This is a genomic window from Streptomyces sp. NPDC126499, from assembly GCF_040302485.1.
Taxonomy (GTDB): Bacteria; Actinomycetota; Actinomycetes; order Streptomycetales; family Streptomycetaceae; genus Streptomyces.
The window spans coordinates 18,597-30,867 of sequence record NZ_JBEOUO010000007.1 but is presented as its reverse complement, the minus strand read 5'-3'; the positions used below and the strand labels follow the sequence as shown (position 1 = coordinate 30,867).

The 12,271-nt window shown below is 71.1% G+C and carries 6 protein-coding genes; 4 read left to right on the top strand and 2 right to left on the bottom strand.

Annotated features, from left to right (window positions below):
• Nucleotides 1-162: 162 nt before the first annotated feature.
• The 4 genes from ABTZ91_RS12030 (at nucleotide 163) to ABTZ91_RS12015 (ending at nucleotide 9,622) form a co-directional block, all read left to right on the top strand.
• Entirely contained in the window at nucleotides 163-2,445 is a 2,283-nt protein-coding gene (locus ABTZ91_RS12030) for a VWA domain-containing protein (protein WP_352077022.1), read from the top strand.
• A gap of 109 nt (nucleotides 2,446-2,554) precedes the next feature.
• Nucleotides 2,555-4,162: a methionine--tRNA ligase gene (metG, locus tag ABTZ91_RS12025; protein ID WP_352077021.1), complete on the top strand. Its 1,608-nt coding sequence runs from the start codon at nucleotides 2,555-2,557 to the stop codon at nucleotides 4,160-4,162.
• Nucleotides 4,163-4,423: 261 nt separating this feature from the next.
• Nucleotides 4,424-5,041 carry a hypothetical protein gene (locus ABTZ91_RS12020; protein ID WP_352077020.1) on the top strand — a complete coding sequence of 206 codons (618 nt, stop codon included), beginning with the start codon at nucleotides 4,424-4,426 and terminating at the stop codon, nucleotides 5,039-5,041.
• 3 nt (nucleotides 5,042-5,044) lie between these two features.
• Nucleotides 5,045-9,622 (top strand): putative T7SS-secreted protein, encoded by a 4,578-nt coding sequence (locus ABTZ91_RS12015; protein ID WP_352077019.1) that lies wholly within the window; start codon nucleotides 5,045-5,047, stop codon nucleotides 9,620-9,622.
• A 262-nt stretch (nucleotides 9,623-9,884) separates the two neighbouring features.
• Here the strand turns inward: ABTZ91_RS12015 and ABTZ91_RS12010 are convergent, their stop codons facing one another.
• Nucleotides 9,885-10,148: a hypothetical protein gene (locus ABTZ91_RS12010; RefSeq protein WP_352077018.1), complete on the bottom strand. Its 264-nt coding sequence runs from the start codon at nucleotides 10,146-10,148 to the stop codon at nucleotides 9,885-9,887.
• Nucleotides 10,149-10,346: 198 nt separating this feature from the next.
• Nucleotides 10,347-12,164 carry an aspartate--tRNA ligase gene (gene aspS, locus ABTZ91_RS12005; RefSeq protein ID WP_352077017.1) on the bottom strand — a complete coding sequence of 606 codons (1,818 nt, stop codon included), beginning with the start codon at nucleotides 12,162-12,164 and terminating at the stop codon, nucleotides 10,347-10,349.
• Nucleotides 12,165-12,271 lie beyond the last annotated feature (107 nt).

Genomic DNA, 12,271 nt, shown 5'->3' with positions numbered 1-12,271 from the left:
ATCTGCACGGCGGCGGCGATGGGGTGAACGCACGATGAATGCGCGGCGACCGGGGGCGCCCGGGTCGTAGGGAGGAGGGGAGGTGGCCGCTAACCTTACGTGTCCGCCCTGGCCAGGGATGAAGGACGCATACGCACCCAACTCATGCGAAGGGGCTCGCCCATGGGTATTCGGAGTTTGCTGCGCAAGGTATTCGGCCGCGACCGCACGACCGCCGCCGAACCCGAGGTCCCGGCAACCTCCGTCCCGCCCCAGGCGGACGCCCCGGGCCCGGAGTCGACGGCGAACGCGACGGTCGCGACGGTCGCGGCGCGGGCGGAGGCGGCGACGTCGGCGAAGTCGGTGGATGCTGCGGGCGCGGCGCGGGCCGCGAAGACCGCTGGGACGGCGGAGGCAGCAGGGTCGGCCGAGTCACCCGCGGAGACGCCGGCCCCCACCGGCACGGCGACCGACGCGGCGACGGCCGCCGAGCGCGCGGCGGCGGACCTGGTGGCGGCGGCCTTCGACAACCCGAAGATCCCGCCGGCCCGGAGGTCGTCGGGGGCGAAGCCGGAGGAGCGGGGCGCGGCTGAGGGGGAGCGCGCTGCCGCGAAGACAGAGCCGGGCGAGGCGAAGGCGGAGCCGGGTACGGCAAAGGCGGAGGCCGCTGCCGCGAAGACGGAGCCGGACACGGCCAAGGCGGAGAGCGCTGCCGCGAAGACGGAGCCGGACACGGCCAAGGCGGCCGGCAGCGGTCAGGCCGCGGCTGTCGCGGGCGGCACGACGGAGCCGGGGGCCGACGCGGTCGAGGCCGAGACGACCACGGCCGTCGCCGATGGGGCCACCGAGCCGAAGGCCGACCCGGCCGCCGAGGCCGGGGAGAACACTGCCGTGGCGAGCGGCACGGCGAAGCCGGAGGCCGACGCGGCGGAGGCCGCGACGACCACGGCCGTCGCCGAGGACGCCGCTCAGCCCGCTGCGGACCTCGTGAACACGAACCGGTCGACCGCCGGTGCGGACGCCGAGGCAGGGGCCGAGGAGCCGCCGGCCGTCGCCGCCGACACCGACGCGGACACCGCTTCGGAGCCCGAGACGGGCCTCGCGAATGCCGACAGCCCGACCGCCGGCACGGCGAAGACGGAGGCCCCGGCCGAAGCCGAGTCGACCCCCGCCCCCGTCGCGAAGGCCGAGGAGCCCACCGAGAAGCCGTCGGCCGACACCGCTGACGCGGAGACCGCATCGGCGGAGGCCGAAGAGCACACGGCCGAGGCCGCTGAGACGGAGGCCGAGGCCGCTGAAGCGGAAGCCGCAGAGGCGCAGCCGGTGTCCGCCGACTCGGCGGACGCGTCCAGCGAGAACGCGCCCGCAGCGCAGGAGCCGGCCGAGGCCCCCGCCCCGGCGGAGCCGCAGGCCGGCGCGCCGGAGGAGCCCGCCCCGGCGTCGGAGGACGCCGCCGCGCCGCAGCCCGTAACGGCCGAGGCCGAGACCCCGGTCGTGACCGAGACCGAGGACGCCGCCGCGCCACAGGCCGTAGCGGCCGAGGCCGAGACCCCCGCCCCGGCGGAGCCGCAGGCCACCACCACCGCCACCGCCCCGGCGCAGCAGGAATCCCCCGAACCCCCGGCCGCCGACACCGCGGCGGAGCCGGAACCCCCCGAGCCCCAGCCCGTCGACACCGCGGCACAGCCGGAAGCCCCCGAGCCCCAGGCCGCCGACGCCCCGGCGGAGCCCGCGGCCGCCGACACCGCCCCCCACGCCCCCGAGGCCCTCGACTCCGACCCCGCCTCCGACACCGCCCGCCCCGCCCTCACCCTCGCCCGACTGAAGGCGGACGCCCCCCACCTCGCCGACGCCTACAAGGCCGCCGGTGCCGTGCTGAAGAAGCAGGGGCTCGTGGGGGCGCGGGCGGCCGTGTATCTCGTCGTGGACCGGTCCGGGTCGATGCGGCCGTACTTCAAGGACGGGTCCGTGCAGCGGCTCGCCGAGCAGACCGTGGCGCTCGCCGCGCACCTGTCGGAGGACGCCGCCGTGACCGCGGTCTTCTTCTCGACGGACATCGACGGCACCGCCGAGCTCCGCCCCGCCGACATGACCGCCGACCGCGTCGAGACGATCAACGCGGGCCTCGGCCGGCTGGGCCGCACGAACTACCACCGGGCAGTCGAGGAGGTCCTCGCCCTGCACGAGAAGTCGGCGGACCCGACCCGTACCGCCCTGGTGGTGTTCCAGACGGACGGCGCGCCGGAGTCGAAGACGGCCGCCACGCAGGCGCTGACGGAGGCCGCGGACCGCCCGTACGCCACGCACTGGCGGTTCACGGTGTGGGGCGAGGAGGACAGCAAGGCCTTCGACTACCTCCGTAAGCTCGCCACCCCCCGTACGGGTGTGCACTTCGCGGGCCCGGCGCCGGTCGAGACCCCGCACGCCGCGTTCTACCGGGGCCTGCTCGCCGACTGGACCCTCTGACCACGCCGGGCGATCGCGCCCGGCGGAACCGGGGCCCCGGCGGTTGACCGCCGGGGCCCCGTTTTTAAGCGTGTGAGGACAAGTCTTCCCGGCCGTTAAAATTCGCACCATGGCGGCCACTGGATCAGAGAAGCAGGGGACGAAGGCGTACTACGTCTCGACCCCCATCTACTACGTCAACGACGCTCCTCACCTGGGCCACGCCTACACGACCGTCGCAGGCGACGTGCTCACCCGCTGGCACCGCCAGCGGGGTGAGAAGGTGTGGTACCTCACCGGCACGGACGAGCACGGTCAGAAGATCATGCGCACCGCCGAGGCGAACGGGGTCACTCCTCAGGAGTGGTGCGACAAGCTCGTGGAGGAGGCGTGGAAGCCCCTCTGGGAGCACCTGAACATCGCGAACGACGACTTCATCCGCACCACGCAGAAGCGTCACACCGACCGCGTCCAGGAGTTCGTGCAGGACCTGTACGACAAGGGCGAGATCTACAAGGGCGGCTACGAGGGCCCGTACTGCGTGGGCTGCGAGGAGTACAAGCTCCCCGGTGACCTCATCGAGGCCGAGGACGGCACGAAGCTGTGCGCCGTCCACAAGAAGCCGGTGGAGATCCTGAAGGAGGAGAACTACTTCTTCAAGCTGTCCTCCTACGGCCCGAAGCTGCTGGAGTTCTACGAGGCGAACCCGGGCTTCGTGCAGCCGGAGTCGGCCCGCAACGAGGTGCTGAACTTCGTGAAGCAGGGCCTGGAGGACCTCTCCATCTCGCGGTCGACCTTCGACTGGGGCATTCCGGTCCCGTGGGACGACAAGCACGTCATCTACGTGTGGATCGACGCGCTCCTGAACTACGCGACGGCCGTCGGCTACGGCTCCGACCAGGCGAAGTTCGACGAGACGTTCCCGGCGAACGTGCACCTCATCGGCAAGGACATCCTCCGCTTCCACGCGATCATCTGGCCGGCGATGCTGATGGCGCAGGGCCTGCCGGTGCCGGGTCGCGTGGTGGCGAACGGTTGGCTGATGGTCGGCGGCGAGAAGATGTCGAAGTCGAACCTGACGGGCATCAAGCCGCAGGACCTGACCTCGCACTTCGGCGTGGACGCGTACCGCTGGTACTTCCTGCGGGCGATCGCGTTCGGCCAGGACGGCTCCTTCTCGTGGGAGGACTTCGCCGCCCGCTACACCTCCGAGCTGGCCAACGACTACGGCAACCTCGCCTCGCGGGTGGCGGCGATGGTCGGCAAGTACTTCGGCGGCGAGCTGCCGGCCTCCGCGGCCGACGGCGACGCGGAGAAGGCGATCCAGGAGGGCCTGGCGAAGGCCGTCGCGGTCGCCGACCAGAAGATCGGCGAGGAGCTGGACTTCCAGGCCGGCATCCTGGCGATCTTCGACTTCGTGAAGCAGGTCAACGGCTACATCACGGAGCAGGAGCCGTGGAAGGTCGCCAAGGACGACTCCGAGGAGGGCCGGGCGCGCCTGGCGACCATCCTCTACACGGCCGCCGAGTCCCTCCGCGCGGTCGCGGTCCTGCTGAACCCGATCATGCCGGAGACCTCCCAGAAGCTCTGGGACTCCCTCGGCGCCGAGGCCGCCCTGGGCGCCCTCGCCACCCAGCCGGTCCAGTCCGCCGCCACCTGGGGCAAGCTCCCGGCCGGCGCCACGGTCACGAAGGGCGCGGTTCTCTTCCCGCGCCTGGAGGACCCGAAGAAGGACTGACCCCAACGGGGCGAGGACCGACTCCCTCAGTCCCGCACGACACACCGAAGGCCGCCGCCCCACACCGGGACGGCGGCCTTCGCCGTTTCTCCGGCGACATGACAGAGAAGCGCTCCTCCATTGCGAACGGAAACTCCGCCCTGACAGCATCGTGAGCTCAGGCATCCGGGGGCAAACAGGGGGACGTGCGCGAGGACGGTCTCGCGAGATTCGCGCGCGCACACGGCGAGACCGGTAGCCGTGATCTCGGGGGAGTGAGCGATGAGCGGGAACGATCCGGATCTCCAGGCGTCCGATGACGCACTGGCGCAGATCGTGAAGGGGATCGACAAGGCGCACGGGGAGCTGAAGGACCTGTCGCTCGGCCAGTCGGCCGTCACGGGCCGGGGTTTCTCCAAGCTGGCACTGACCGGTGTGCAGCTCGGGCATCGGGGGCTGGCCGAACAGCTGCAGACGTTCTGCGAGCGGTGGGGCTGGGGCGTGCGGGGCCTCATGCAGAAGGCGACCGGGTTCACGGCGGCACTGGGGCTGTCCGCCGGGGCCTTCGGCGAGCAGGAGCGCTACGTCAAGGACACGTTCAAGATCGTCGTCAACGCGGGCAACGGCAACCCGCATCTCTCCGAGGACGAGGTCAAGCAGAAGAGCTGGGACGAGCTGCAGCGGCAGTCGCCGTACGACGGCGCCGACTGGAGCCCGGAGTCCTTCTCCCAGGCGCAGGGCAACGTCGAGCGGACCTGGCGCGACACCGCTGCCGACGTCCAGGACGGGATCATCGGCTCGCCGGTGGAGGCGCGCATGCGCGACCGGTTGGAACCCGGGGCGGAGACCACGGGGGAAGCCACCACCCGCGCACAGGAGCCGAGCCGGGGGGATCGCTGACCGATGCCGGACTGGGGAGGGTTGTTCGAGAAGGGCGCCGACGCCGTCGGCGACGGCGTCGACTGGGGCAAGCGGAAGCTCGGCGAGGGCGTCGACGCCGCGACGAACGTCGTCGGCGGCGGTCTGGAGCGCGTGGGCGCCGAGGGCTGGGCGGACAAGGTCGAGGACTGGGGCGACGGCGCCGCCTCCCGTCTCGGGGCGGAGGTGAGCGAGGCCCAGCTCGGGCAGACGGACGATCCGGACGAGCTGATTCACGGCAGGCCCGGGGACATCACCGCCGCGGTGACGAACTTCCGTGACTTCCAGTCGGCGTTCAGCAGCGTCGGCAAGGGCCTGAAGGGGCTGGACTCCGACCGCTGGAAGGGCGAGGCGGCCCGGGCCTTCCGAGAGAAGTTCCAGGCGCTGCCGCCCGACTGGCTGCGCGCGGCGGACGCCTTCGGCGCCGCGGCCGGTGCCCTGGAGGCGTACGCCCACACGGTGACCTGGGCGCAGGGCAAAGCGCGCGAGGCGATCGAGCTCTACAAGGAGGGCGACGCCGCGTCACGGGCGGCCGCCGCCGCGTACGAGAAGAAGTACGACGCCTACCGGGCCGCCTTCCACAGCGACCGTCCGCTTCCGGAACCCGCCCCGTACACGGACCCGGGCGAGGCCGACCGCGCCCGCGCCCGCGACCTCCTCGCCGACGCCCGGCGCCAGCGCGACGAGGCCGCCGAACGCGCGACGTCGGCCCTGGTCTCCGCCCTGGCCCACGCCCCGGCGGAACCCTCCGCCGCGGACCGCCTCGGCATGGACGTCAAGGACCACGCCCTGGGCATGAGCACCGAGCTGCTCCACGTCGCGGGCGGCGTGACGAAGGGGGTCGTCGGTCTGTCCAACTACCTCCGGGCGACCAACCCGCTGGACCCGTACAACCTGACCCACCCGGCCGAGTTCTACGAGAACGTCACCATGACGCTGGCCGGTCTCGCGTCCACCGCGGCCCACCCGGACCGGGCCCTGAAGAACGCGTGGGAGACGGCGAAGGCCGACCCGGGCGAGTTCGTGGGCCGCCTCATACCGGAGCTGGTCGGCACGAAGGGCGCGGGCGGCCTGAAGAGCCTCACCCGGCTGAGGAACGCCGACACGCCTCCGGCCGATGGCGGCAAGGGAACGGCCCGCGAGCAGCAGAAGGAGGCGCCGGAGCCCACCTCGCGCCAGGGGAAGGACAAGCAGGAGTGCGGTGACCCCGTCGACATGGCCACCGGCCGGGTCACCCTCCCCCAGACGGACCTCGCCCTGCCCGGGGCGCTGCCGCTGGTCCTCGGCCGGTACTTCGAGTCGTCCTTCCGCGCGGGCCGCTGGTTCGGACCCCGGTGGGCGAGCACGCTCGACCAGCGCCTGGAGATCGACGCCCACGGCGTGGTGCAGCTGTGCGAGGACGGCAGCGTCCTCGCCTACCCGCATCCGGCGCCGGGTGTGCCGGTGCTGCCGACGCACGGCGTCCGCCGCTGGGCACTGGACCGCAGCCCCACCGGTGACACGTACACGGTGACCGACCCGCAGACCGGCATCGTCCGCCGCTTCGCCACCACCGACGCGGGGGACGAGGCCGTCCTCGTCCAGATCGACGACCGCAACGGCAACTGGATCACCTTCGGCTACGACGCGGAGGGCGCGCCCACGGAGGTCGTCCACCACGGCGGATACCGGGTCCGCCTGACCACGGACGGAACACGGGTCACGGCCCTGCACCTGGGCGAGCGGGAACTGCGCCGCTACGACTACACCGACGGCCACCTCACCTCCGTCGCCGACTCCGCGGGCCGGCCGCTGTGCTTCGGCTACGACGAGCGGGGCCGGATGACGTCGTGGACCGACAGCAACGGCCACCGCTACGACTACGTCTACGACGAGCGCGACCGCTGCGTCTTCCAGTCGGGCCGCGACGGCGTCATGGCCGGCCGCTTCACCTGGGGCGACGGCGAGACGACCTTCACGGACGCCCTCGGCCGCACGACCCGCTTCGAGGTGGACGAGCGCGGCCGGGTCACCGCCGAGACCGGTCCGGACGGAGGCGTCACCCGCTTCACGTACGACGCCCGGGGCAGGGTGCTCTCCCGGACGGACCCGCTCGGCCACACCACCGTGTTCGCCTACGACGGGGAGGGCCGGCTCTCCTCCGTCACCCGCCCCGACGGCCGTGTCGTGTCGGCGGAGTACGACGACCTCGGCCTTCCGGTCCGGGTGAGGCGGGCGGACGGCACGACGATCCGCCAGACGTACGACGCCCGGGGCAACCGGACGTCGGTGACCACGCCTTCGGGCGAGCGCACCGAGTTCTCGTACGACGACCGGGGACGCCTCACGGCCGTCACGGACCCGCTCGGCGCGGTCACCCGCGTCCGCACGGACGAGCGCGGCCTGCCGGTCGAGGTCACGGATCCGCTGGGGGCGACGACGACGTACGAGCGCGACGCCTTCGGCCGTACGGTCCGGATCACGGACGCGACGGGGGCGCAGACGCGGCTGGAGTGGACGCCCGAGGGCCGCCTCACCCGCCGGACCCATCCCGACGGGGCGGCCGAGACCTGGACGTACGACGGCGAGGGCAACTGCCTGACCCATACGGACCGCATGGGCGGCACCACGGCCTACACGTACGGGGACTTCGACGTCCTCGCCTCCCGCACGGACCCGGACGGGACGCGCTACTCCTTCACGCACGACGCGGCGCTTCAGCTGACCCGGGTCACCAACCCTCAGGGTCTGACGTGGGACTACACCTACGACCCGGCGGGCCGCCTGGCCGCGGAGACGGACTTCGACGCCCGGACACTGACCTACGCGTACGACGGGGCGGGCCGCCTGGCGGCCCGTACGAACGCGCTCGGCCAGCGGGTGTCCTTCGAGCGGAACGAGCTCGGCCAGGTCGTCCGCAAGGACGCGGACGGCACGGTCACGACGTACGAGTACGACGTCTTCGACGAGCTGGCGGCGGCGGTGAGCCCGGAGGCGACGCTCACCCGGATGCGCGACCGCTACGGCCGGCTCCTCTCCGAGACCGTCAACGGCCGCACCGTCTCCTTCTCCTACGACTCCGTGGGGCGCAGGACGGGCCGTACGACCCCGGGCGGCGCGGTCAGCGCGTGGTCATACGACGCGGCCGGCCGCCGCACCGAGCTCACCACGTCGGGGCGGGCGCTGTCGTTCGCACACGATGCCGTGGGCCGCGAGATCGCCCGAGCCGTCGGTGACGTCACCATGCTGACGTCGGCCTTCGACGAGGCGGGGCGCCTGACCGCGCACGAGGTCACGAGCCGGGGCCGCCGCCTGCAGCACCGCGCGTACCACTACCGCCCCGACGGGAACCTGATCGGCGTCGACGACCAGCTCGCCGGCCCGCGCCGCTTCGACCTGGACGCGGCGGGCCGGGTGACCGCGGTGCACGCCGGCCGCTGGACCGAGCGGTACGCGTACGACGAGGCCGGCAACCAGACCCTGGCCGACTGGCCCCGCGACCCGGACGCGACGGGCCCCCGTTCGTACACCGGCACCCGCATCACCCGGGCGGGCTCGATCCGCTACGAACACGACGCGCAGGGCCGGGTCACGCTCCGCCGGAAGCCCCGCCTGTCGAGGAAGCCGGACACCTGGCGCTACCGGTGGGACGCCGAGGACCGACTGACGTCCGTCACCACCCCCGACGGCACGGAATGGCGCTACGTCTACGACCCCTTGGGCCGCCGCATCGCCAAGCACTCGGAGACGGAGACCGTCCACTTCACCTGGGACGGCACCACGCTGTGCGAGCAGTCCACGGAGACCCTCACCCTCACCTGGGACCACGACGGCCTGCGCCCCCTCACCCAGACGGAACGCCGCCACGACACCGACGAGACCCGCTTCTTCGCGATCGTCACCGACCTGATCGGCACCCCGACCGAACTCGTCGACGAATCGGGCGCCCTGGCCTGGCGCGCCCGCACCACCCTCTGGGGCACCACGGCCTGGACCCGCGACGCGACGGCCTACACCCCGCTCCGCTTCCCGGGCCAGTACTTCGACCCGGAGTCCGGCCTCCACTACAACTACTTCCGCTACTACGACCCGGCGTCGGCCCGCTACCTGAGCCAGGACCCCCTGGGCCTGACCCCGGCCCCGAACCCGGCGACGTACGTGGACAATCCGCACACGTGGAGCGACCCACTGGGGTTGTCACCGTGCGTTCCGGACGGCGGAGAATTCACTCTGGAGGACTTGGGTGACGGCTGGTACCGGAGTCCCGAAGGACTGGATTACGGACCGGGCAGGGATGGCGAGCACCGAATAACCCACGTAGAGCGCCATGGCAGCGAGGAACCTGACAAGCCGAAGCACGGCGTGTTCGACACGGGCAGAAAGGGAATCCTTGAGACCGTCGACGAAGCATGGAGCTTGCGAGACGCAGCCGTTCTCGTGGAAGAACAGGGATCACGCACGACCTACGTAATCCCCATGATGCGACAAGTGGGGTTCAATCATACCGAGACCTACATTCAAATCACGGTCGAACACGGAAATGAAGTAATCACTGCTTTCCCGAGAGGTCGTTTCAAAAATTGATTTCTAGAGTTTCCTGCGTACACTGCGGGCAGGACTGGCTGCGACGTTACCGAACGCGGGGCACCGTCGAGACCTTCTGGCTCTGCCCGGAGTGTGAGTCACTGTGGCTGGGTGATCAGGACACGAGCGAGGAAACGGATCTCTACCTCGGCGAGTTCCTCGAATCCAGGGGGATCGACTGGAGCCACATCGAGGAGATCGCACCGCTCTGATCCGTCGAGTCCAGCACTCAGCGCACACAGCTCCGTCGGCGCGCCCATCATCAGGTCCTGGGCGTTGCCGTTGAGGGCAGCATGCCGGCGGTGTGGACGGGCAGACACATCGATCGCGCCTGCGGGTTCCAGTAGGGCTGGAACAGAACCGAATCGGGACGTGAATCGGCAAAGGACCGGGGCTGCGCGATATATAAATCCGCCGCCGCGACCAGGTCGTAGTACACCGGCCAGTCCCCGCGCTGCCGTGCCTCGAACAGCCCGCGCTCGATGGCACTGGGCGCCTGCCAGCCGTGGCTCACTGAGCTATCCATACGCAAGATCGTAGGAAACACCAGGCTGTTCACCGTCGGCCCGGCGGCGGGACGTCGGTCACCAAAGCAACCCATCGCCCTCTTCTGTCGCCTCCCCCACCGTATCGCCGGGGCGCAGCGCCCTTCGGCACGGCGAAGGGCCCGGAACCGTACGGCATACGGTTCCGGGCCCTTCTCACATCCGCGTCCGGCTCGTGCTTACCGCGCCGCGTCCGGGTGGACCGCCTCCGTCACCGGGCGGCCCTCGACGACCTTGGTCTCGGCCGGCTTGCGCAGGGCGATGTGGAGCTCCTTCAGGCGGGACTCGTCCAGCTCCGTCGGCGCGCCCATCATCAGGTCCTGGGCGTTGCCGTTGAGCGGGAAGGCGATGGTCTCGCGGATGTTGGGCTCGTCGGCGAGGAGCATCACGATGCGGTCGACGCCCGGGGCGATGCCGCCGTGCGGGGGGGCGCCGAAGCGGAAGGCGCGGAGCATGCCCGCGAACTCCTGCTCGACGGTGTCGCGGTCGTAGCCCGCGATCTCGAAGGCCTTCAGCATGATCTCGGGCTCGTGGTTCCGGATCGCGCCGGAGGACAGCTCCACGCCGTTGCAGACGATGTCGTACTGCCAGGCCAGGATGTCCAGCGGGTCCTTCTCCTCCAGGTCCTTCATGCCGCCCTGCGGCATGGAGAACGGGTTGTGGGAGAAGTCGATCTTGCCGGTCTCCTCGTCCTTCTCGTACATCGGGAAGTCGACGATCCAGCAGAAGCGGAACACGCCCTCCTCGAAGTGGCCGGCGCGCTTGGCGGCCTCGACGCGGACGGCGCCCATGATCTTGGAGACCTCGTCGAAGTCGCCGGCGCCGAAGAAGATCGCGTGGCCGGGCTCCAGGCCGAGGCGCTCCACGAGGGCCTTGACGTTGTCCTCGGTGAGGAACTTCGCGATGGGGCCGGTCAGCGCGTTCCCGTCGCCGACGCGCACCCACGCCAGGCCCTTCGCGCCCTGCTCGACGGCGAAGTCGCCCATGGAGTCGAAGAACTTGCGCGGTTGGTCGCCCGTGTCCGGCACCGCGAGGGCGCGCACGTGCTTGCCGGCGAAGGCCTTGAACTCGGAGCCCTCGAAGACGTCGGTGACGTCGACGAGCTCCAGCTTGGCGCGCAGGTCCGGCTTGTCGGAGCCGTACTTGAGCATGGCCTCGCGGAACGGAATCCGCGGGAAGGGGGAGGTGACCGGGCGGCCGCCGCCGAACTCCTCGAAGAGCTCGGTCATCAGCTTCTCGATCGGCTGGAAGACGTCCTCCTGCTCGACGAAGCTCATCTCGACGTCGAGCTGGTAGAACTCGCCCGGCGAGCGGTCGGCGCGGGCGTCCTCGTCGCGGAAGCAGGGCGCGATCTGGAAGTAGCGGTCGAAGCCCGAGATCATCAGCAGCTGCTTGAACTGCTGCGGGGCCTGCGGCAGCGCGTAGAACTTGCCCGGGTTGAGGCGGGAGGGGACGACGAAGTCACGGGCGCCCTCGGGGGAGGTCGCGGTGAGGATCGGGGTCGCCATCTCGTTGAAGCCGAGGGCCACCATCTTCTGGCGGATCGCGGCGATGACGGCCGAGCGCAGCATGATGTTGCGGTGCATGCGCTCGCGGCGCAGGTCGAGGAAGCGGTACTCGAGCCGCCGCTCCTCGTTGACGCCGTCGTCGGTGTTGATGGTGAAGGGGATCTGCTGGGCCGCGCCGAGCACCTCGACCTCGGCGGCCTCGATCTCGATCTCGCCGGTGGCGAGGTCGGGGTTGACGTTCTCCGCGCCGCGCGAGACGACCTTGCCGTCGACGCGGATCACCGTCTCCTTGGTCAGCTTGTCGAGGACCTCGGCCGCCGGCGTGCCGGGGCGCGCGACGAGCTGGGTGATGCCGTAGTGGTCGCGCAGATCGATGAAGAGGATGCCGCCCAGGTCGCGCCGATTGTGCAGCCAGCCGCTCAGCCGGACGTCGGTGCCGACGTCAGAGGCGCGGAGCTCGCCGCAGGTGTGGGACCTGTACCGATGCATCGTCGTTCATCCAGTCTTCGGGATCGGTGGGAAAACCCTGAACGGTGTCAAGGGTTTCCAAGCCTACCGGGCCACCCAAGATCGCGATTCGAATACCGTCGGTGGCG

Excerpts from the sequence above, each read along its gene's own strand:
- ABTZ91_RS12030 (WP_352077022.1), top strand. The coding sequence starts at position 163 with ATGGGTATTCGGAGTTTGCTGCGCAAGGTATTCGGCCGCGACCGCACG.
- metG (WP_352077021.1), top strand. The coding sequence starts at position 2,555 with ATGGCGGCCACTGGATCAGAGAAGCAGGGGACGAAGGCGTACTACGTC.
- ABTZ91_RS12020 (WP_352077020.1), top strand. The coding sequence starts at position 4,424 with ATGAGCGGGAACGATCCGGATCTCCAGGCGTCCGATGACGCACTGGCG.
- ABTZ91_RS12015 (WP_352077019.1), top strand. The coding sequence starts at position 5,045 with ATGCCGGACTGGGGAGGGTTGTTCGAGAAGGGCGCCGACGCCGTCGGC.
- ABTZ91_RS12010 (WP_352077018.1), bottom strand. The coding sequence starts at position 10,148 with ATGGATAGCTCAGTGAGCCACGGCTGGCAGGCGCCCAGTGCCATCGAG.
- aspS (WP_352077017.1), bottom strand. The coding sequence starts at position 12,164 with ATGCATCGGTACAGGTCCCACACCTGCGGCGAGCTCCGCGCCTCTGAC.